Annotated in this window: 21 protein-coding genes; 10 read left to right on the plus strand and 11 right to left on the minus strand. The window is 53.3% G+C overall.

Annotation, left to right across the window (positions count from 1 at the left end; translation table 11 throughout):
* The first annotated feature begins 136 nt into the window (after nt 1-136).
* Nucleotides 137-451 carry a BON domain-containing protein gene (locus HP564_RS13430; protein WP_371243791.1) on the plus strand — a complete coding sequence of 105 codons (315 nt, stop codon included), beginning with the start codon at nt 137-139 and terminating at the stop codon, nt 449-451.
* A gap of 44 nt (nt 452-495) precedes the next feature.
* On the opposite strand, the gene ompW is transcribed toward HP564_RS13430, so the two are convergent.
* Nucleotides 496-1,128 carry an outer membrane protein OmpW gene (gene ompW / locus HP564_RS13435; RefSeq protein ID WP_371243793.1) on the minus strand — a complete coding sequence of 211 codons (633 nt, stop codon included), beginning with the start codon at nt 1,126-1,128 and terminating at the stop codon, nt 496-498.
* A gap of 256 nt (nt 1,129-1,384) precedes the next feature.
* Here ompW and HP564_RS13440 point away from each other — a divergent pair, with 256 nt between their 5' ends.
* The 4 genes from HP564_RS13440 (at nt 1,385) to yciA (ending at nt 3,911) form a co-directional block, all read left to right on the plus strand.
* Nucleotides 1,385-1,789: a YkgJ family cysteine cluster protein gene (locus HP564_RS13440; protein ID WP_371243795.1), complete on the plus strand. Its 405-nt coding sequence runs from the start codon at nt 1,385-1,387 to the stop codon at nt 1,787-1,789.
* 297 nt (nt 1,790-2,086) lie between these two features.
* The gene (locus HP564_RS13445) at nt 2,087-2,821 is read left to right on the plus strand and encodes a YciC family protein (RefSeq protein WP_371243797.1); all 735 of its coding nucleotides are present in this window, start codon (nt 2,087-2,089) and stop codon (nt 2,819-2,821) included.
* A 60-nt stretch (nt 2,822-2,881) separates the two neighbouring features.
* The gene (locus HP564_RS13450; RefSeq protein ID WP_371243799.1) at nt 2,882-3,421 is read left to right on the plus strand and encodes a septation protein A; all 540 of its coding nucleotides are present in this window, start codon (nt 2,882-2,884) and stop codon (nt 3,419-3,421) included.
* Nucleotides 3,422-3,488: 67 nt separating this feature from the next.
* Nucleotides 3,489-3,911, plus strand: coding sequence for an acyl-CoA thioester hydrolase YciA (gene yciA / locus HP564_RS13455; RefSeq protein ID WP_371243801.1), 423 nt, complete (start codon nt 3,489-3,491; stop codon nt 3,909-3,911).
* Nucleotides 3,912-3,937: 26 nt separating this feature from the next.
* Here yciA and tonB read toward each other — a convergent pair whose 3' ends face one another.
* Complete coding sequence (tonB, locus tag HP564_RS13460; RefSeq protein WP_371243803.1) at nt 3,938-4,714, minus strand: TonB system transport protein TonB; 777 nt, start codon at nt 4,712-4,714, stop codon at nt 3,938-3,940.
* A gap of 201 nt (nt 4,715-4,915) precedes the next feature.
* On the opposite strand from tonB, the gene HP564_RS13465 reads away from it, so the two are divergent.
* Nucleotides 4,916-5,212 carry a YciI family protein gene (locus HP564_RS13465; RefSeq protein WP_371243805.1) on the plus strand — a complete coding sequence of 99 codons (297 nt, stop codon included), beginning with the start codon at nt 4,916-4,918 and terminating at the stop codon, nt 5,210-5,212.
* Nucleotides 5,213-5,265: 53 nt separating this feature from the next.
* Nucleotides 5,266-5,463, plus strand: coding sequence for a hypothetical protein (locus HP564_RS13470; protein ID WP_371243807.1), 198 nt, complete (start codon nt 5,266-5,268; stop codon nt 5,461-5,463).
* A 247-nt stretch (nt 5,464-5,710) separates the two neighbouring features.
* On the opposite strand, the gene HP564_RS13475 is transcribed toward HP564_RS13470, so the two are convergent.
* On the minus strand, nt 5,711-5,884 hold the full coding sequence (locus HP564_RS13475; protein ID WP_371243809.1) for a YciY family protein: 174 nt from the start codon (nt 5,882-5,884) through the stop codon (nt 5,711-5,713).
* Nucleotides 5,885-6,044: 160 nt separating this feature from the next.
* Here HP564_RS13475 and cls point away from each other — a divergent pair, with 160 nt between their 5' ends.
* Together cls and HP564_RS13485 are read left to right on the plus strand one after the other, a co-directional pair.
* Nucleotides 6,045-7,505, plus strand: a complete 1,461-nt coding sequence (gene cls / locus HP564_RS13480) for a cardiolipin synthase (protein ID WP_371243811.1) — start codon at nt 6,045-6,047, stop codon at nt 7,503-7,505.
* A 45-nt stretch (nt 7,506-7,550) separates the two neighbouring features.
* The gene (locus HP564_RS13485; RefSeq protein WP_123800206.1) at nt 7,551-7,874 is read left to right on the plus strand and encodes an HI1450 family dsDNA-mimic protein; all 324 of its coding nucleotides are present in this window, start codon (nt 7,551-7,553) and stop codon (nt 7,872-7,874) included.
* Between the two features lie 45 nt (nt 7,875-7,919).
* Here HP564_RS13485 and oppF read toward each other — a convergent pair whose 3' ends face one another.
* From oppF to HP564_RS13520, 7 genes are all read right to left on the minus strand, one after another.
* Nucleotides 7,920-8,921 carry a murein tripeptide/oligopeptide ABC transporter ATP binding protein OppF gene (gene oppF, locus HP564_RS13490; protein WP_371243814.1) on the minus strand — a complete coding sequence of 334 codons (1,002 nt, stop codon included), beginning with the start codon at nt 8,919-8,921 and terminating at the stop codon, nt 7,920-7,922.
* Entirely contained in the window at nt 8,918-9,931 is a 1,014-nt protein-coding gene (locus HP564_RS13495; RefSeq protein WP_371243816.1) for an ABC transporter ATP-binding protein, read from the minus strand. Before HP564_RS13495 ends, oppF begins: the two co-directional genes overlap by 4 nt.
* Nucleotides 9,932-9,942: 11 nt before the next feature.
* On the minus strand, nt 9,943-10,851 hold the full coding sequence (gene oppC, locus HP564_RS13500) for an oligopeptide ABC transporter permease OppC (protein WP_371243818.1): 909 nt from the start codon (nt 10,849-10,851) through the stop codon (nt 9,943-9,945).
* 14 nt (nt 10,852-10,865) lie between these two features.
* On the minus strand, nt 10,866-11,786 hold the full coding sequence (gene oppB / locus HP564_RS13505; protein ID WP_371243820.1) for an oligopeptide ABC transporter permease OppB: 921 nt from the start codon (nt 11,784-11,786) through the stop codon (nt 10,866-10,868).
* A gap of 93 nt (nt 11,787-11,879) precedes the next feature.
* Entirely contained in the window at nt 11,880-13,517 is a 1,638-nt protein-coding gene (oppA, locus tag HP564_RS13510) for an oligopeptide ABC transporter substrate-binding protein OppA (RefSeq protein ID WP_371243821.1), read from the minus strand.
* 151 nt (nt 13,518-13,668) lie between these two features.
* Nucleotides 13,669-15,285, minus strand: a complete 1,617-nt coding sequence (locus HP564_RS13515) for an ABC transporter substrate-binding protein (protein ID WP_371243851.1) — start codon at nt 15,283-15,285, stop codon at nt 13,669-13,671.
* A 569-nt stretch (nt 15,286-15,854) separates the two neighbouring features.
* Nucleotides 15,855-16,502 carry a YchE family NAAT transporter gene (locus HP564_RS13520; RefSeq protein WP_371243822.1) on the minus strand — a complete coding sequence of 216 codons (648 nt, stop codon included), beginning with the start codon at nt 16,500-16,502 and terminating at the stop codon, nt 15,855-15,857.
* Nucleotides 16,503-16,939: 437 nt separating this feature from the next.
* Here HP564_RS13520 and adhE point away from each other — a divergent pair, with 437 nt between their 5' ends.
* Nucleotides 16,940-19,627 carry a bifunctional acetaldehyde-CoA/alcohol dehydrogenase gene (gene adhE / locus HP564_RS13525; RefSeq protein ID WP_371243824.1) on the plus strand — a complete coding sequence of 896 codons (2,688 nt, stop codon included), beginning with the start codon at nt 16,940-16,942 and terminating at the stop codon, nt 19,625-19,627.
* A 61-nt stretch (nt 19,628-19,688) separates the two neighbouring features.
* Here the strand turns inward: adhE and tdk are convergent, their stop codons facing one another.
* Complete coding sequence (tdk, locus tag HP564_RS13530; RefSeq protein WP_371243826.1) at nt 19,689-20,306, minus strand: thymidine kinase; 618 nt, start codon at nt 20,304-20,306, stop codon at nt 19,689-19,691.
* Nucleotides 20,307-20,530 lie beyond the last annotated feature (224 nt).

The following is a 20,530-nucleotide window of genomic DNA, read 5'->3' on the forward strand; positions in this document are numbered from 1 at the left end:
ATGCCTTATTTGCTGATAAGGCATGATTTATTATACTTTTTTACATCATCACATTGCCGCTTTCGCTTTTCCCGCCCACACTTATTTTGCGTCGTTATGGTAACGGCGCATCTTGTTTGAGACAGGGAGAGAAGCAATGAAACTGTTTAAAGTCCTTGCAGGCGCACTGGTCGCCGTTGTTGTTGCACTGACGCTGAGTGCCTGTGCCCCGACTTCCAAAGAAGAAGGGACCGGCGGTTATATCGACGATACGGTGATTACAACCAAAGTAAAAGCACAGCTACTAAACGATGATGAACTCAAATCGCGTGAGATCAACGTTGAAACCTTTAAGGGCCGTGTACAGCTGAGCGGTTTCGTCAGCTCGCCGCAGATGGCCAGCCGTGCGGTAGAAGTCACACGCACCGTTAAAGGCGTGAAGTCTGTGGTAAACAATATGCAGATTAAATAACGCTGATACGAACAGGCCGCGACATATTCGCGGCCTTTTTTCTGTCAGAAGCGATAGCCTGCGCCAAAGAAGAAAACCCACGGGTCGATGCGCGTATTGATGTTTTGCTGCTCGCCACCCGCCTTGAATTTCACTTCCGTATCGATGTCCATGTACCACAGCGAGGCGTTCAGCATCCAGTCGCGGTTGATCTGGTAGTCGAGCCCCACCTGGCCTGCTACGCCCCAGGAATTTTTCACGCTGAGGTCGCTTAAGCCCGCATCACGCCCGGTCTGATTGAAATCGGCATCGTAAAATGTTGTGTAATTAATGCCTACGCCAACATATGGACGAACCTTGCTTTGGCTGTCAAAAAAGTAGTACTGCGCCATCAGCGTGGGGGGAAGTTGACGCACCGTTGCCAGCGTTCCCGTTGCCGCCAGCCCTACTTTGTGGCGGAAGGGTGTGGCGGCCAGCAGTTCAACACCGATATTGTCAGTGGCCATATAGGTAAAGGTCAGTCCCAGCTGAGTATTGTTACTGACGTCAAAGCTGCCCATGCCCAGTACGTTGTCGGACCCTTCAGAAGGACGCACCGTTGCGCTGCCCGCACGCATAAAGAGATCGCCCGCTTCATGAGCCAGCGCCAGCTGCGGTAACACCATTGCCAGTAGTAACGCGCATTTTGTCAGTTTCATGATCGCTCCTTTGCACAAAAAGAAAAATTTTTAAGGGGTGTGACGTGATGTTGTGGCAACTTTCTAGCGCGATTTAACCTAAAAATCATCTAAATCAACTATGGAAAAGCGCTTATAAAACAATGAATTGATTCAGATCAATTTTGCTGCGGCGTGGGGACGTGAAATTTCTCTTGAAGAAATTAACGGGTGTGATTACTTTGCTTTTTCACCGTGTTGATTTTGGTTCGATGCCTCAGGAGTGGCGGGCGATCAAATGAGCGATAATTTCAATCCCTGTATGACCTGCGGTGCATGCTGCGCCCACTTTAGAGTTTCCTTTTACTGGGCCGAGGCGGATGATGCTGGCGGTTCAGTGCCAGTCGAACTGACTGAACCCCTGAGCCTGATGATGCGTAATATGCGTGGCACTAACGCGCGTGAACCGCGCTGCATTGCCCTACAGGGCGAGCCGGGCAGCTGCGTATCCTGCGGTATTTATGCGCAGCGGCCGTCACCCTGCCGTGAGTTTTCGCTTTCTGGCGAAAATGGCGTTTACAACGAAGCCTGCGACCGTGCCCGGGCGCGCTATGGCCTGCCGCCGCTTTTTCACCCCGCCCTCCCGGCCATAACAGAGGGAGCACGGGATAACAGCTCGGGTGACACGCCATGCACCGCCTGATGTGGCGACCATTAACCCTGTCGTGGCAGGTGTACCCTTCAGGGCTGCACGGGTTACTAATCGGCTTTATCGCTATTCCTCTGTCACTTAAGCGATATGGCGTATCGGGCCCTGTCTGTTTTGGGTTTATGCGTCACCCGCTTTGAGAGCCTGATAAGCTATTCGTGGTGGGAATAGCACGTCACAATGCTATCTTTACCTTCCATGACAGAAAGTTATCTTACTGCGGGTGCCAGCATCGGGCCAGACCATGTACAATCGCCGGGTTAACTAACCCGGTTCTACCAAGGAGTGTACATGTCTATCACGGCAAGCTCGTTATACCGTGACACAGGAAATTTTTTCCGCCACCAGCTGCTGACCATTGTGCTGATGTCGTTACTGACGGCTTTTATCACGGTTATTCTGGTGCACGCTTTCACCCCGGGCGGCGAGCAGCTTGCCCAGCTTCAGCAGGGCGATAACAGCGCCTCGTCACTGTTTGAAGTAATACAAAATATGTCGCCTGAGCAGCAGCGCATTCTGCTGCGCCTTTCGGCAGCCGGCACGTTCTCTGCGCTAATCGGTAACACGCTGTTGCTGGGCGGCATGCTCTCTCTGATCCCCCTGGTCTCTGCTGGCCATCGCGTCAGCGCGCTGCGTGCGATTGGGGCAGCTGCGCCGCAGTTGCCGAAGTTGCTGCTGCAAACCTTTCTGATTACGCTGGTGGTACAGCTGGGCTTTATGGTGCTGATGGTGCCGGGCATTATTCTGGCAATTTTGCTGTCACTTTCACCGGTGATCCTGACCAGTGAGAAAGCGGGCATTATTGCCTCTATGCGCGCCAGCTGCCGTCTGGCATGGAAAAACGTCCGGCTGATTGCCCCGGCCATTCTTCTGTGGCTGCTGGCGAAGATGGCGCTGCTGTTTATGTCCTCCTCGCTTACGGCCGTGCCTGATAATGTACTGGCTGTAGCCGTCACGGCGGCAGGCAACCTGATTTCTGCCCTGTTAATCATTTATCTTTACAGGCTTTACATGCTGGTCCGCTAAGCCCGCCGCGCCCGCGGGCGCGGGCGCGCGGCTTTTACCTATTTCAGAAGTGGAATGACTATGAAGCAGTTACTCGATTTCCTTCCTTTAGTGGTCTTCTTTATTTTTTATAAGCTTTACGACATTTTCGTTGCTTCTGGCGCGCTGATCGTTGCAACCGGTCTGGCGCTGGTAGTGAGCTGGGTGCTCTACCGCAAGCTGGAGAAAATGACTATTTTCACCTTCGTGCTGGTGGCGGTTTTCGGCACCCTGACGCTGGTTTTCCATAACGATGAATTTATTAAGTGGAAAGTCACCGTTATCTATAGCCTGTTTGCACTGGCACTGCTCTACAGCCAGTTTTTCATGGCTCAGCCGCTGATCAAAAGCCTGCTGGGTAAAGAGATTCAGCTACCTGAAACCAGCTGGCGCCGCCTTAATGTGGCATGGTCCCTGTTTTTCCTCGCCTGCGGTCTGGCAAACATTTATGTGGCATTTTGGTTGCCCGAATCCTTTTGGGTTAACTTTAAGGTGTTCGGTCTGACCGCGCTTACCCTGCTGTTTACCCTGCTGAGTGGGCTTTACATCTGGCGGCAGATGCCGCAACAAGAAGAAAAATAGCTAACGCCCGGTCAGTCCGGGCATTGCGGGCGCAGAGCGCCTTCACCTGCATACAAGAAGCGAAGCAATGGACGAAAAGCATAAGTTGCCGCAAGGCGAGATGGTGTTGCGTACTCTGGCGATGCCCGCAGACACTAATGCCAATGGCGATATATTTGGCGGCTGGCTAATGTCGCAGATGGATATGGGCGGCGCGATTTTGGCGAAAGAGATCGCCGAAGGGCGTGTTGTGACGGTACGTGTCGATGGTATGTCGTTTCTTAAGCCGGTTGCGGTTGGTGATGTCGTGAGCTGTCACGCACGCTGTATGCGCACCGGCAACAGTTCGATGACTATTAATGTGGAAGTGTGGATTAAAAAAGTCTCTTCTGAGCCGATTGGTCAGACTTACTGTGCGACAGAAGCGGTATTTATCTACGTTGCCGTTGATAACGAAGGCAAATCCCGCCCGCTGCCGCCAGGCCGTGCCAATATCGTGACGGCCGAGTGATAAAAGCGGCCCCCCGGGCCGCTTTTTTACTCGATGCTGGAACCACCGTTCATGCGAAATACAATGTTCATTGTCTGGTTTTTACCCGGATTCCCTGGCTGGTAACGCCACTGCCTCATCGCCTCTTTCACCGCACGCTCAAACATATTGCGCGGCTGCGCCGACAGAATAACGACATTTTCCACGCGGCCATCGCTGCCAACATCAAACTGTACCCGTACGCGCCCTTCAATACGCAGCGCCTGAGCACGCGGCGGATATCCCGGCTTGGTCACGCTCAGCGCTTTTGGCCCCTGAGAAACGGTTTGTGCGGGTGCTGGGCTCGATTTCGGCGCAGTGGTCGGTTTGGTTTGCGTTGCAGGCGCATCCTGCTTAAACGGGTTCGCCTGCGGTTTTGCCTCCTGGCGTGGTTTCACCTCACGCTTGTGCTCGACTTTGGGCTTCGGCCTGGGTTTCGGCTCTGCCTTTGGCTTAGGCCTGGGCGGCACGGGGACAGGTACCGGCTCGGCTTTTGGTGGTTCGGGTACCGGCTGCGGCTCAGGTGTGGGTTCCGGTTCAGGCTGCGGCTGCGGTTCAGGCTGCGGCTGCGGTTCAGGCTGCGGCTGCTCAACTACAGGCGCGGGTTCAGGCTGAACTTCCGGTGCGACCAGACTGATACTGATGGGTTGCGATGTTTTAGGTGCGTTGACGCTTTGATGAAACGAAGCATAGAGAATAGCGGCAATCACTGAGCCGTGTAACGCAACGGACAGCAGCACAGAAACGGACGTTCGTTTTGAATAAGGCATTGTCAACGTAGTCATAGCAGTCGCAGTAAAAGAATGAAGCTGCGATTTTAAATGCAAATAGCAATCAGTTTCAATAAGCGACGAAAAATGGCTGTAAACAGGGAGATTTTAGCTCAGCCTGCGGCGTACCGGACTCGTCGCTATCTTTCGTTTGCACTCTTATTTACGATCCCTTACCGTGTTGCAAAATTATGATAAGCCAATGGGAGCTTTCAAGTGCTGTACATCATCTACGCGGAAGACAACGCTGATTCTCTGGAAAAACGCACCTCAGTCCGCCCTGCCCATCTGGCGCGCCTGCAACTGTTGCAGGATGAAGGCCGGTTAATGATTGCCGGACCTATGCCTGCCGTTGACAGCAACGATCCAGGGGTTGCAGGTTTTACCGGTTCAGCCATCGTCGCTGAGTTTAGCTCGCTGGAAGCCGCACAGTCATGGGCAGAAGCCGATCCCTATATTGCGGCTGGCGTGTATAAAAACGTGGCGGTAAAACCCTTTAAACGCGTCTTCTGATCCGTCACCAGACGATATCCGATGGCTTCTGCGTTCGCGCCGAAGCCATTTTTATGGCCATTCAGGGAGTCACGGCGATGCAATGGCTGATTATTGTGCTGCTGGTGCTGGCTATCAGCCTGGTTGCAAGGGCGCTACTGCTGTGGCGACGCCATGGCTGGAAACAGAAAAAGCATTTTATCGTGATGCTGATAGTCATGGCCGCTGCGGTGCAGATAGTCAATGTGGTGCTGGTCTCCCGACCACACTGAGTTTGACTGGCGCCTTTGCGTCAGGAAGGTCACCGCACAGTTAAAGGCTCTTCCGCTAGCGCGGCGCGCGCTTTTGCGCGTTTACCCTTGTCACCTCTTCACTGTATCATTTCCTGATGCAGGCGCTGTCGCTGGTGGCGGCATCGTTGTCATTACGTTTCACTGAGCCACTGGGCTACCGCCTTTTTGCGGTCCGTTCCGGCACGGTAAAAACGGCATAAAAAAGCCGCCCTCTGGCGGCTTTTCATCAGGCATTTTGCGTGATGAACAGGATTGAGCGGCGCTGCTGCTGCGCCAGCTGGTGACGGATAGCATGGATCCGGCTGTAACGACGCGACTGACCTTCCAGCCAGCGAGCGCGACGACGATGTACCTGACGCAACATTCTCCAGCGGGCTACTTCATTTCTGCTTTTTCTCATCACTTCCTCTCCTGCTTCACCATCACGCGGCCGCATTATAAAGATCTTCACGCCAATGCCAACTCGGATCTCTTATCGAACCGGGCTGAGATTTAGGGTTTCGCTGATGCCTGTCAGCACGTAAACTTCTCTGACCAAGCGCGAACGGGACGTCCACTTAATGACCACCTTTTATACATTAATCAGCTGGTTGCTGCTGTTTGGTTACTGGTTGCTGATTGCCGGCGTCACGCTACGCATTCTGATGAAGCGTCGTACAGTGACTTCCGCGATGGCCTGGCTGTTGATTATTTACATCATTCCGCTGGTGGGCATTATTGCCTACCTCTCTTTTGGCGAACTGCATCTGGGAAAACGGCGCGCGGAGCGCGCGCGCACCATGTGGCCCGCGACGGCCAAATGGCTCAACGATCTTAAACAGCGCAGCCATATCTTTGCTACCGAACACAGCGATGTCGCCAGCTCGCTGTTTCAGCTGTGTGAGAACCGTCAGGGCATCGCCGGAGTGAAAGGTAACCAGCTTCAGCTGCTCACCAGTTCGGATGATGTGATGCACGCCCTGATCCGCGATATTCAGCTGGCGCGCCACAATATTGAGATGGTGTTTTATATCTGGCACCCTGGCGGGCTGGCGGATGAGGTCGCCGAATCGCTGATGGCGGCGTCGCGGCGCGGTGTCCACTGTCGTTTGATGCTCGATTCCGCAGGCAGCGTGACTTTTTTCCGCAGCCCGTGGGTGGGCATGATGCGTAATGCCGGCATCGATGTTGTAGAGGCGCTTCAGGTCAGTTTGCTGCGCGTGTTTCTGCGACGGATGGATTTGCGCCAGCACCGCAAAGTGGTGCTGATTGATAACTATATTGCCTATACCGGCAGCATGAACCTAGTGGACCCTCGTTATTTCAAACAGGACGCAGGCGTCGGTCAGTGGGTTGACCTGATGGCGCGCATGGAAGGACCTGTTGCGACGACGATGGGCATCGTTTACAGCTGCGACTGGGAGATTGAAACCGGCAAGCGTATCCTGCCGCCGCCGCCCGACGGCAATATCATGCCGTTCGAGCGCGAAAGCGGCCATACGGTGCAGGTCATCGCTTCCGGACCAGGTTTTCCGGAGGATATGATCCACCAGGCGTTGCTGACCGCTGTCTATTCGGCACGTGAGCAGTTGATCATGACAACACCCTACTTCGTGCCAAGCGACGATTTGCTGCATGCTATCTGCACCGCGGCGCTGCGCGGTGTTGAAGTCAGCATTATCGTACCGCGCCATAATGATTCGCTGCTGGTCGGCTGGGCGAGCCGCGCTTTCTTCAGCGAACTGCTCGACGCGGGCGTGAAAATTTATCAGTTTGAAGACGGCTTGCTGCACACTAAAAGCGTGCTGGTAGACGGGCAACTTAGCCTGGTCGGCACCGTTAATCTTGACATGCGCAGCCTGTGGCTCAACTTTGAAATCACGCTGGTCGTGGATGACGCAGGATTCGGCAGTGATTTAGCCTGCGTGCAGGATGACTATATCGCCCGATCGCGCCTGCTGGATGGCAGGCGCTGGTCAAAACGTGCGTGGTGGCAGCGTATTGTAGAACGACTGTTTTACTTCTTTAGCCCTTTACTGTAAAACGAGCGGAAATTGCAACGCGCCTACGGGCCGACAGGATCGATCATGGATTTAAATAATCGCCTTACCGAAGACGAAACGCTGGAACAGGCTTACGACATTTTTCTGGAACTGGCAGGCGATAACCTCGATCCAGCGGATATCATTCTTTTTAACCTGCAGTTTGAAGAGCGCGGCGGCGCGGAGCTGTTCGATCCTTCAGAAGACTGGAAAGAGCATGTTGATTTCGATCTGAACCCGGACTTTTTCGCTGAAGTGGTGATAGGCCTGGGCGAGGCAGACGGCGAGCCGATTACAGACGTCTTCGCTCGCGTACTGCTGTGTCGCGAGAAAGATCACAAACTGTGCCATATTCTCTGGCGAGAATAAGCAACCGCAGAGAAAAAACGCCGGGCAACAGCCCGGCGTTTTTATTTAAAGCGGATCGACCTTGAGACAAGAGACCGCATGGCGGAAGCTGCCTTCCAGCAACGGGCGCGTTTTGGCGCACTCGGGTCCGGCAATAGGACAACGCGTGCGGAACACGCAGCCCGACGGCGGATTGATCGGCGACGGTAGCTCCCCTTCCAGTAGCTGAATCTGTTTGTTCTTCTCCAGATCGGGATCGGGGATCGGCACCGCTGACATCAGCGCACGCGTATACGGATGCTGCGGATTACCATAAACCGCATCATATGTACCCAGCTCAACCGCGTGGCCAAGATACATAACCAGTACGCGATCGGAAATATGTTTCACAACCGCCAGGTCATGAGCGATAAAGATCAGCGACAGACCCATTTCGCGCTGCAGCTGTTGCAGCAGATTGACCACCTGCGCCTGAATCGACACGTCGAGTGCCGAAACCGGTTCATCACAGATAATGAGCTTCGGCTCCAGAATCAGCGCGCGCGCGATACCGATGCGCTGGCACTGACCGCCTGAGAACTCATGCGGATAACGGTTGATCAGGTTTGGCAGTAGCCCCACCTTCATCATCATGGTTTTGACGCGCTCTTTTACTTCCTGGCGCGGCATGCCGGGATGATAGGTACGCAGCGGCTCGGCGATAATATCGCCGATGGTCATGCGCGGGTTCAGCGACGCCAGCGGATCCTGGAAAATCATTTGAATGTCGCTGCGCGCCTTGCGCCACTCCTCTTCACTCTGGCCAAGCAGATCGCGTCCCAGCCAGGCGACGCGACCGTCAGTCGCCTTGACCAGACCGATAATTGCGCGCGCCAGCGTCGATTTGCCGCAGCCGGACTCGCCCACGACGCCCAGGGTTTCACCCTCGTAGAGACGCAGGCTGACGCCGTCTACGGCCTTCAGCGTTTTGGCTGGCTGCCAGAACCACTGGCGACCCTCTTTGATATCGAAATGCACCTTGAGATCGGCAATTTCCAGCAAGACTTTTTTCTCAGCAACGGTGCTCATACTAGCTCCTCCACCGGCTTAAAGCAGGCGCGCAGACGCCCTTCGCCAAACGGCAGCAGCGGCGGCGACTGGGTACAGATATCCATCGCGTGCGGGCAGCGCGGCTGGAACGGACAGCCCTGCGGCAGACGCAGCAGGTTCGGTGGATTGCCAGGAATGGTGGTCAGGCTCTCACCCTCCGCATCAAGACGCGGGACAGCGCTGAGCAGACCAATTGAATAAGGATGGGCGGGCTGATAGAACACGTCGCGCGCGCGGCCATACTCCATGGTCCGTCCGGCATACATCACCAGCACCTTGTCACAAATGCCTGCCACCACGCCTAAATCATGGGTGATCATGATGATCGCCGTGTTGAATTCGCGCTTCAGCTCGTTGAGCAGCGTCATAATCTGCGCCTGGACGGTCACATCCAGCGCCGTAGTCGGCTCGTCGGCGATCAGCAGCTTAGGCCGACAGAGCAGCGCCATCGCAATCATCACGCGCTGACGCATCCCACCCGAAAACTCATGCGGAAACATCTTCATACGCTTGCGCGCTTCCGGCATTTTCACCGCGTCAAGCATGCGCACCGACTCTTCAAACGCCTGCGCACTGTTCATGCCTTTATGCAGCTTAAGGACTTCCATTAGCTGATCGCCAACGCGCATATAGGGATTCAGTGACGTCATCGGATCCTGAAAAATCATCGCAATCTGCTCGGCGCGCAGTTTGTTAAGGGTTTTCTCCGGCAAATTCAGGATTTCACTACCGTTAAAACGCGCGGAGCCGCCGATGCGGCCGTTTTTTGCCAGCAGCCCCATTAGCGCAAACGCCGTCTGTGATTTGCCAGAGCCAGACTCGCCAACGATGCCCAGCGTTTCCCCTGCGCGCAGCGAGAAGTTCAGATCATTCACCGCCGTGACGTCGCCGTCATGGGTCTGGAAGGTCACGCGTAGATCCCTGACCTCCAGTAACAGGTCGCTTCCCGTGCGGGCAGCCATTGCTGGCTGAAATTCATGAATGGTCATCGGGAAACTCCTTAACGATCTTTCGGGTCGAGGGCGTCACGCAGGCCATCGCCGATAAAGTTGAAACAGAACAGCGTGACCACGAGGAAGCCCGCCGGAAACAGCAGCAGCCAGGGTGAAACCTCCATCGAGTTAGCCCCATCGCTGAGTAGCGCGCCCCAGCTGCTGAGAGGCTCCTGAGTGCCCAGGCCGAGGAAGCTCAGGAAGGATTCAAACAGGATCATGCTCGGCACCAGCAGCGACGCGTAAACCACCACCACACCCAGTACGTTCGGGACGATATGGCGCAGCACGATGCTGGCGGTAGAGACGCCGCCAACGTGCGCCGCTTCAATAAACTCTTTGCGCTTCAGGCCCAGCGTCTGGCCGCGCACAATACGCGCCATATCCAGCCACGAGACCATGCCAATAGCGGCAAAGATCAGCAGGATATTTCGACCAAAAAAGGTCACCAGCAGGATCACAAAGAACATAAACGGAAAGGAGTTCAGGATTTCCAGAATACGCATCATCACCGAGTCTGTTTTGCCACCCAGATAGCCCGCAATCGAGCCGTAGAGCGTGCCCACGATAACCGCAATCAACGCCGAGGCAATCCCTACCATCAGCGAGATACGCCCGCCAATCGCAACGCGTACCAGCAGATCGCGTCCCGACGAGTCGGTGCCGAACCAGTGGCCGGACGTGGTATCTGGCGCAGCAGACATCATGCCCCAGTCGGTGTCGTCATAGCGGAACTGTGCGAGCATCGGGGCAAAGATCACAAACAGGGTAATCAGCAGCAGCACCATCAGGCTGATCAGCGCCGCGCGGTTATGAATAAAACGGCGACGCGCATCCTGCCACAGGCTGCGCCCTTCTACTTCCAGCTTTTCGCTGAAGGCATCAAGAGCTTCGCTGTTCTTCTTACTCAACATCATTGCGAACTCCAGAATCAGTAGCGAATTTTTGGATCGATTACGGCGTAGAGCACGTCAACAATCGCGTTAAAAATAATGGTCAGTACGCCAACCAGAATGGTCAGGCTCATCACCAGCGAATAGTCGCGGTTCAGCGCGCCGTTTACAAACAGCTGGCCGATGCCCGGCAGACCGTAAATGGACTCGATGACCATAGAGCCGGTAATGATGCCGACAAAGGCCGGACCGAGATAGGAGAGCACGGGCAGCAGCGCCGGTTTAAGCGCATGGCGCAGTACGATGCGGTGAAGCGGCAGCCCTTTCGCCCGCGCGGTACGAATAAAGTTGGAGTGCATGACTTCAATCATCGATCCACGGGTAATACGCGCGATGCTGGCGATGTAGGCCAGCGACAGGGCCACCATCGGCAGCAGCATAAAGCGTAACTGCCCGCCATTCCAGCCGCCGCCAGGCAACCATTTCAGGGTAATGGCAAAAAGTAATACCAGCAGTGGTGCCACCACGAAGCTGGGGATCACCACGCCCGTCATGGCCACGCCCATTACGGCATAATCCCACAGGCTGTTCTGTTTGAGCGCCGCAATGACGCCCGCCGTCACGCCAAGGATCAATGCCAGCACAAAGGCCGCCAGACCGAGTTTGGCTGAAACCGGAAACGCATGGCCGACCAGATAGTTAACCGAATAATCTTTATATTTGAACGACGGGCCGAAATCACCGTGCGCCAGCTGGATCAGGTAGTCCAGATACTGCTTGCCAATGGGATCGTTCAAATGGTATTTGGCTTCGATATTCGCCATGACCTCAGGAGCCAGGGTACGTTCACCCGTAAACGGGCTGCCGGGTGCGAGGCGCATCATAAAAAAGGAGATGGTGATGAGCACGAAGAGCGTTGGGATCGCTTCGAGCAGTCGACGCAGGATAAATTTTAACATTGCCGTACCTACCAGGCTTATTGCTTCATAAAGCGTACAAAGTACATAAAGGCGGCGCGCAGTGCGCCGCCTTTGCCGATAGCCTGTTTGCTATTAGTGTTTGATAATATAAAAGTTCTTGCTAAGGGTTTTATCCAGCGGATCTTTGCCGGTATAACCGCCAACATAAGGTTTCACCAGGCGTGCGTTCACATAGTAGTAAACCGGCACAATGGTGCTGTCCTTATCCATAATCTGCTCAGCTTTGGCATAATCCGCCGCGCGCGCCTTGTCGTCTGCCGCCTTGATCGCATCGTGGATCACTTTGTCATACTCAGCGCTCTTATAGTGCGACGTGTTGTTACTGCTGTCTGAGAGCATGGTATTCAGGAAGGACGTCGGCTCGTTGTAGTCAGCACACCAGGCGGCGCGCGCCACGTCGAAGTTGCCCTGATGACGCGTGTCCAGGAAGGTTTTCCACTCCTGGTTTTCCAGCTTAATGTTCACGCCAATGTTTTTCTTCCAGATAGAAGAAGCCGCGATTGCCAGCTTTTTATGCAGATCGGAGGTGTTATAAAGCAGATTAAAGGTCAGCGGCTTGTCTGCGGTATAGCCCGCTTCCGCCAGCAGCTTTTTCGCTTCTGCATTACGTTTATCCTGTGACCACTTGAACCAGTCTGGCGGCAGAATATCCATACCGTCAGTGGCGGGCGGCGTATAGCTATAGGCTGGCAGCTGACCCTGTGCCAGCACTTTGTTCACGATAATGTCGCGATCCAGACCGAGCTTGAGCGCGGCGCGCACGCGCGGATCGGTAAAGGGTGCTTTCTGGTTATTGATTTCGTAGTAGTAGGTGCAGAGATAAGGATCAACATGCAGCTCTTTCGGGTTTTCACGCTGTAATTTTTTGAACAGCTCGATCGGCATATTGTTATAGGTCATGTCGCTGCCGTTTTCTGAGAAGTAGCGGTTCACGTCGCTGACTTCTGAATTAATCGGCAGGAAGGTCACCTTGTTGAGCACGGTATGTTCATTATCCCAGTACTGCGGGTTACGCACCAGAGTGATACGTTCATTGATCACGTGAGCTTCCAGCTTGAACGCGCCGTTACCTACCCAGTTCTGGGCCTGGGTCCACTGATCGCCAAATTTTTCAATCGCTGGTTTATAGACTGGTGACATCACGGAGTTGATCAGCAGCTTATAAAAATAGGGAACTGGCTCGCTTAAGGTCACCTGCAGAGTATGGTCATCCAGCGCTTTCACGCCCAGCTCAGAAGTCGGTTTTTTACCGGCAATAATGTCATCAACGTTTTCAATATGGCCATATTGCAGGTAGCTGGCATAGGGAGAGGCCGTTTTCGGATCGGCCAGGCGCTGCCAGCTGTAAACGAAGTCTTGCGCGGTAACAGGCTCACCGTTTGACCATTTTGCATTGTTGCGCAGGTGGAAGGTCCAGACTTTAAAATCTTTGTTTTCCCACTTTTCTGCCACGCCCGGCACCGGATGGCCGTCGTCGTCGCTGACCAGCAGGCCTTCGTACAGGTCGCGCGTGACGTTATCTTCCGGCACGCCCTCAATTTTATGCGGATCCAGCGACTGGACTTCATCGCCGTTGCCGCGCACCAGCTCCTGTTTTGCTGCCAGCTCAACCCCTGCCGGAACATTGGCTGCCAGCGCATTCCCTGCCAGTGCGCCCATTGCTGCCAGAACGCCTGCAGCAATCAGGCTTTTTTTCGTGATGTGGTTCATTATTACACTCCAGTTTTTTATCTTCACCGAAACAGCACGCTGTTTCAGCGTCCCCCGTTAGCGGGTTCCTCATTTTGGCTGAGGATAGTCATTCGCCCCGAAAGGCTTCAGCGCTGTGCAGGCTTCCCGACTTATTATTGCCGGGTAAGCCTCAGTGCTTTTTGATGTAGTAGTACTTCAGGTCGGTCATATCGAGCGGATCTTTTCCGGTGAATCCCCCTGTCCAGGGTTTCACCAGCCGCACGCTGACGCGGTAATAAACTGGCACAATCGCCGAGTCGTTGTCGAGCTGTGCTTCAGCCTGCTGGTACAGGCGGGCACGTTCTGCCTGACTGCCAGCAGAGAGTGTCTGGGTCATCAAGCGGTCATATTTTTCACTGTGATAAAACGCGGTATTAACCGAGGCGTTGCCGATCAGCATATTCAGAAAGGTTGACGGCTCGTTGTAATCGGCACACCAGGTCGCGCGAACCACGTCATACTGCGCCTGATGGCGCGTTTCCAGCAGGGTCTTCCACTCCTGATTTTGCAGGCTCACCTGCGCACCAAGATTTTTCTGCCACATCGAGGCGGCCGCTATGGCCTGCTTTTTATTTTGATCTGAGGTGTTATAGAGCAGCGTAAAGCGCAGCGGATGCTGGGCGTTATAACCTGCCTCGGCCAGCAGTTTTTTTGCCGCCGCGTTACGTTCTGCCTGGCTCCAGGTAAACCACGCCGGCGGCGTTAAGCTGATGCCTGCGGTGGAAGGTGGTGTCAGGCTATAGGCGGGGATCTGACCCTGCCCCATGATTTTCTGGGTAATGATATCGCGATCCAGCGTTAGCTTGATGGCGGTACGAACGCGCGCATCATCAAACGGCGGTTTTTTGTTGTTGATTTCGTAGTAGAAGGTACAGAGCAGCGGACTGACTTTCACCTGATCGCCCAGTTCGCCCTGCAATTTATGGAACAGCTCAGGCGGCACCACGCTGTTAGTCATGTCAGTGTTGCCGCTGCGATAGCGATTAACGTCGTTATGATCCGATTCAATCGGCAGGAACGTCCCCTGCTCGATCACCGAATGCGCATTATCCCAGTAGCGGGGGTTGCGTTTCAGCACAATCTTTTCATTGATCACCCAGTCGCTCAGCAGATAAGCCCCGTTACCCACGTAGTGCTCTGGACGCGTCCAGGCATCACCCCATTTTTCTACCGTTGCCGCATGGACCGGAGCCAGCGCGGCATTTGCCAGCATGGAGACAAAATAAGGCATCGGTTCGCTCAGCGAAACCTGTAAATGGCGCGCGTCCAGCGCCTTGACCCCTAAGGTATCAGGTGCGGCTTTTCCAGACAGAATTTCATCAATCTGCTCAAGGTGAGCGGCCTGAAGGTAACTGGCATAGGGCGAAGCGGTTTTAGGATCGGCAAGGCGTCGCCAGCTATACACAAAATCTTGTGCGGTAACCGGCGTACCGTCGCTCCACGTTGCGTTATCGCGCAGAGTAAAGGTCCAGATTTTACCACTGGCGTTTTGCCAGCTCTGCGCCACGCCTGGCACAATCTTGCCGTTATTGTCGGTAGTAACAAGCCCCTCAAGCAGATTAGAGATAATGCGTGACTCTGGAACGCCTTCAACTTTCTGCGGATCCAGTGAAGAAACTTCCGTACCGTTGTTAATAACGATATTTTGCGTGGCGGCAAGCTCAGTGCCTTGTGGGACGATGGCGGCATGCGCGCCGCTGCCTGTTATCAGGAGCCATCCAGCGAGCGGCGTAATTTTCCATTTCATCAAAAACGTTGACCCTTGTTAATAAGCGCTTTAGCTCATAAGCAAGAAACGTTCTCACTTTGAGACCAAATGAAAAACTATTGCGTCGAAAGCTAACAGAACGCCAGGCCTGACAACAAAGTAAAAATAACAAAAATGTTAACTGATTCTCTTTTATCACGTTCTCTGAGCGGATAACAGCGTTAATTTTTGCACAGAAATAACCCTTATCCTCCTGTTTACACTGGATTTTACTGATTTATTTGGGTAAACAAGCCCATTCACAGGTAAATTTTTTTGTGATGCGCATCCCTTCTGACTTTCGTCTCATTGTAGGGATAAAATGTAACTAAATGCCCATTTTAGGTGGGTTTATGGCGTCATTTCCGGGAGAGTTGAAACATTATGATGTGAAAAAAATCACAAAGAATATCCCCTGCTTTTTAGCAGTCAGATAGCTTAGTAATTTTGCTAATAGTATTTGGATGGCATTAAGCGAAACAGATAATTGCATTAAAATGGTGCAAATGCCGGCGCAATTGCACCATTAAATGGCAGATTAACATTTCGCGATAAAAATTAAGCGGGTGTCAGTTTACCAAACCGGGAAACAGCGCTTTGATGCCGGTAACCACAAACTCAATCCCCAGAGCCATCAACAGCAAGCCCATAATACGCGTAACAACGTTAATACCTGTCTGACCCAGCACGCGCACCATTAACGGTGCTGCACGAAACAGGAGCCAGCAGCAAAAAGCAAACAGCGCTACGGCTACGCTGAAGCCAAGTAAATTTTGCCAGCTGTGATAACGGGTGCTCCAGACGATAGTAGAACTGATAGCACCGGGCCCCGCCATCAGCGGTAGCGCAAGGGGCACAACGCCAATACTCTCCCGGATCGCCGTTTCTGTTTTTTCCTGCTTATTCTGCTTATCCTCGCCCAGCTTGCCGCTGATCATCGACATCGCAATTGTCACCACCAGGATGCCGCCCGCGATTCGAAACGAATCAATGGAGATGCCAAACACATGCAGAATGGCATCTCCCAAAAACAAGGAGGTCCAGAGAATAATGGCCACCGCCAGGTTAGCAGTCATGTTGGTTTTATTACGTTCAGCGGCAGCCTGATAGCGGGTCATGCTGATAAAGACAGGAATAATGCCTACCGGATTGACCAGTGCGAACAAACCCACAAAAAATTTGATATAGCCGGAAAGATCGAGCAATGCAGGGTTCACGGTTCGCTCCGTCGAGGTGATGAAAACGCGCTTAATTTACGGAAAAAGATGTGGCTTAACCAGTCACTGAAGCACAAAATTCTGTTGCTTTTTCAGCATCCAGAGAGAAAGCCGCCTGCGCCAGAGTGTAGCAAAGATGCGGTGCAAGGCGTCGATCAGGCCCGCTGCGGCTCTTCAGCCTTTCAGGAAATAACCGCTGCTGAATGGTGTCAGCTTAGGGTTAAATTGATCCTGATCAAGATTATCCTACCTCATTCCAGGTAATCTTTTTCTATCGTAAATCGCCAGTAACTGGGTTTAAAGGGTGCAGAAACTCTTTCAGTAAACCAACAAAATGCTGAGGCCAGGCCTTAGTCCGACATAAAAAAGCGACGGAACTATAATCAGGACTCCGGGCAGGTTTACTAATAGAGTTTAACTTCCTTCAGGAGAGCACCATGGCCGTTACAAATGTCGCTGAACTCAATGCACTGGTTGAACGTGTAAAACAAGCACAGCGTGAGTATGCCAACTTCACTCAAGAACAGGTCGACGCAATTTTTCGTGCTGCTGCCCTCGCCGCTGCAGATGCCCGAATTCCTCTGGCCAAAATGGCCGTTGCTGAATCCGGAATGGGTATCGTCGAAGATAAAGTGATCAAAAACCACTTTGCCTCTGAATATATTTACAACGCTTATAAAGATGAGAAGACCTGCGGTGTGCTGGAGACCGACGATACCTTCGGCACCATCACGATTGCTGAACCTATCGGTCTGATCTGCGGTATCGTTCCTACCACTAACCCTACATCCACCGCTATCTTCAAGGCATTAATTAGCCTGAAAACGCGTAACGGTATTATTTTCTCGCCTCATCCGCGTGCCAAAGAAGCCACCAATAAAGCGGCTGATATCGTTTTGCAGGCTGCGATTGCAGCGGGTGCACCTAAAGATATTATTGGCTGGATCGATGCCCCTTCCGTTGAGCTTTCAAATCAGCTGATGCATCACCCGGATATTAACCTGATCCTGGCAACAGGGGGTCCAGGCATGGTGAAAGCGGCTTACAGCTCAGGCAAACCCGCCATTGGCGTCGGTGCGGGTAACACACCGGTCGTTATTGATGAAACAGCCGATATTAAACGCGCCGTTGCCTCTATCCTGATGTCAAAAACCTTTGATAACGGTGTGATTTGCGCATCTGAACAGTCTGTCATCGTGGTGGACGCTGTTTATGATGCGGTTCGCGAACGTTTCGCCAGCCACGGTGGTTATCTGCTTCAGGGTGATGAGCTCAAGGCGGTTCAGGGCGTGATTCTGAAAAACGGCGGTCTGAACGCGGCAATCGTGGGCCAGCCCGCCTGTAAAATTGCCGAAATGGCCGGTCTTAGCGTACCAGCCAGCACAAAGATTCTTATCGGTGAAGTGAAACTGGTGGATGAATCTGAACCTTTTGCCCATGAAAAACTGTCGCCGACACTGGCCATGTACCGTGCAAAAGATTACCAGAATGCGGTGGCTAAAGCCGAGAAGCTGGTCGCCATGGGCGGTATCGGTCACACCTCCTGTCTCTATACTGACCAGGATAATCAAAAAGAGCGTGTGAACTATTTTGGTGACCGCATGAAAACGGCGCGCATTTTGATTAACACCCCTGCGTCTCAGGGGGGCATCGGTGATCTGTACAACTTTAAACTGGCACCGTCATTAACGCTGGGCTGCGGATCGTGGGGGGGTAACTCAATCTCTGAAAACGTGGGACCGAAACATCTCATCAATAAGAAAACCGTGGCTAAGCGAGCTGAAAACATGTTGTGGCATAAACTTCCCAAATCGATTTACTTCCGCCGCGGTTCGCTGCCGATTGCGCTGGAAGAAGTTGCCACCGACGGTGCTAAACGCGCATTTATCGTGACTGACCGCTTCCTGTTTAACAATGGCTATGCGGATCAGGTGACCCGCGTACTGAAGTCACACGGCATCGAAACCGAAGTCTTTTTTGAAGTGGAAGCTGATCCAACCCTGAGCATTGTGCGTAAAGGGGCGGAACAGATGAACAGCTTTAAGCCGGACGTCATTATTGCCCTCGGCGGCGGTTCGCCGATGGATGCAGCAAAAATCATGTGGGTAATGTACGAACATCCAGAAACCCATTTTGAAGAGTTGGCGCTACGCTTTATGGACATCCGTAAACGTATCTACAAATTCCCGAAAATGGGCGTTAAGGCGCGCATGATCGCTATCACCACCACCTCAGGGACCGGTTCAGAAGTCACGCCGTTCGCCGTGGTGACTGATGACGCAACCGGTCAGAAATATCCGCTGGCAGATTATGCTTTAACTCCTGACATGGCTATCGTGGACGCTAATCTGGTGATGGATATGCCGCGTTCGCTCTGTGCTTTCGGTGGTCTTGACGCGGTTACGCATGCGCTGGAAGCCTATGTATCTGTGCTGGCAAATGAGTACTCTGATGGCCAGGCCCTCCAGGCGCTGAAACTGCTGAAGGAAAACCTGCCGGCAAGCTATCAGGAAGGCGCGAAGAACCCGGTTGCACGCGAGCGTGTTCATAATGCCGCCACGATTGCCGGGATTGCCTTCGCCAACGCCTTCCTTGGCGTGTGTCACTCTATGGCGCATAAGCTGGGCTCTGAATTTCATATCCCACATGGTCTGGCAAACGCGCTGCTGATTTGCAACGTGATTCGCTACAATGCGAACGATAACCCGACAAAACAGACCGCGTTTAGCCAGTACGATCGCCCGCAGGCACGTCGTCGCTATGCAGAGATCGCCGACCACCTCGGCCTGACTGCACACGGCGACCGCACCGCGCAGAAAATTGAGAAACTGCTGGCGTGGCTGGATGAAATGAAAACGCAGCTGGGCATTCCAACCTCGATTCGTGAGGCAGGTGTGCAGGAAGCCGACTTCCTGGCTAAGGTTGACAAACTGGCCGATGACGCCTTTGACGACCAGTGCACTGGCGCTAACCCACGCTATCCGCTGATCGCCGAACTGAAGCAGATTATGCTGGATACTTTCTATGGTCGCGAATACGTTGAACCCTTTGCCGATGCCGCACAGGCAACGGCTGCGCAATCAGTAAAAGGCACTAAAGCTGACAAGAAAGCGAAAAAAGTCTGACGACTATCGCTAAAAAAAACCCGCTTCGGCGGGTTTTTTTAGCTTTGCGATATCTTTGTGCTCAGGCCGGTTTTTGCTGGCCATATATGGCCTCCAGCGACCCCTGCTCTATCGCCTGTTTATAGTGCTTACGGCACACGGAGATGTAACGCTCGTTGCCGCCAATTACCACCTGTTCGCCTTCGCTGAAGGGCCGCCCCTCAGCATCGAGGCGCAATACCATACCCGCTTTACGTCCACAGTGGCAGACCGTTTTTAACTCCACCAGCTTGTCCGCCCAGGCGAGCAAATACTGGCTACCCCCGAAGAGTTCGCCGCGAAAATCGGTCCGCAGCCCATAGCAAAGCACCGGTATCCCCAGATTATCCACGACGTCAGAGAGTGCCTTAACCTGCTCGCGGGTCAGGAACTGACATTCATCGACCAGCACGCAGTGGACAGGCTGTTTCGCATGTTCCGCAGCAATTTCCTCCTCCAGTTGCGTTTGCGCATTGAACAGCGCCGCAGGCGATGAGAGGCCAATACGGGAACTGACCTTGCCCGCGCCAAACCGATCATCAATTTCGGCGGTATAAACTAACGTTCTCATTCCGCGCTCCTGATAATTGTAGGAGGACTGTAAAAGTGCGGTAGATTTCCCTGCGTTCATTGCGGAATAATAAAAATAGAGTTGCGCCATTAATCTTTATCTCGAACTGTCACGAACAGAATGAGCAGAATTCTATCACAGGTAAACACAAATTATGGCGGTGATTAATTCGAACAAACTGCTTACAACTTCGCCATTGCTCATCTGCGTTTCCCCTGCGACTTATTCATCAGGGCGGCAATTTTAAAGAAGGCTTCTGCTGCGACTGCGGTGCTTTGCGCTTCGCTTTAGTTTGACACCCGCATCTCAACTTA

Source organism: Pantoea sp. KPR_PJ, assembly GCF_041386365.1.
Lineage (GTDB): Bacteria > Pseudomonadota > Gammaproteobacteria > Enterobacterales > Enterobacteriaceae > Pantoea.